Consider the following 470-nt stretch of genomic DNA (forward strand, 5'->3'; position numbering starts at 1 on the left):
CCGTTCCTCGTCATGGCTGGTCATGTCGCCCGACACGTCGACGCGGCCCTTGTGGTCGAGGTCGCCGCCGTGATGGAGCAGCTTCTCCATCAAATCGTCCTCTTCCGGGACCGGCTCCAGCTCGACCATCGCCATGTTGCAGCGTTCGGCGAAATCGCCCTTCTCGTCCAGCACATAGGCGACGCCGCCCGACATGCCGGCCGCGAAGTTGCGCCCGGTCTTGCCGAGCACGACGACGATGCCGCCAGTCATGTATTCGCAGCCATGGTCGCCGACGCCCTCGACGACAGCCGCCACGCCCGAATTGCGCACGGCGAAGCGCTCGCCGGCCACGCCGGCGAAGTAAGCCTCGCCCTCGGTGGCGCCATAGAGCACCGTGTTGCCGACGATGATCGATTCCGCTGCGACGATCTTGGCTTCTTCCGGCGGGCGGATGACGATGCGGCCGCCCGACAGGCCCTTGCCGACAT

General features: G+C 66.8%; 1 protein-coding gene. It reads right to left on the reverse strand.

Annotation, left to right across the window (positions count from 1 at the left end; translation table 11 throughout):
• Positions 1 to 470: hypothetical protein (locus EOA27_RS39815; RefSeq protein ID WP_145970963.1), on the reverse strand; the 470-nt coding region annotated here is incomplete at both ends.

The sequence above is a fragment of the Mesorhizobium sp. M2A.F.Ca.ET.037.01.1.1 genome (assembly GCF_003998075.1).
GTDB lineage: Bacteria > Pseudomonadota > Alphaproteobacteria > Rhizobiales > Rhizobiaceae > Mesorhizobium.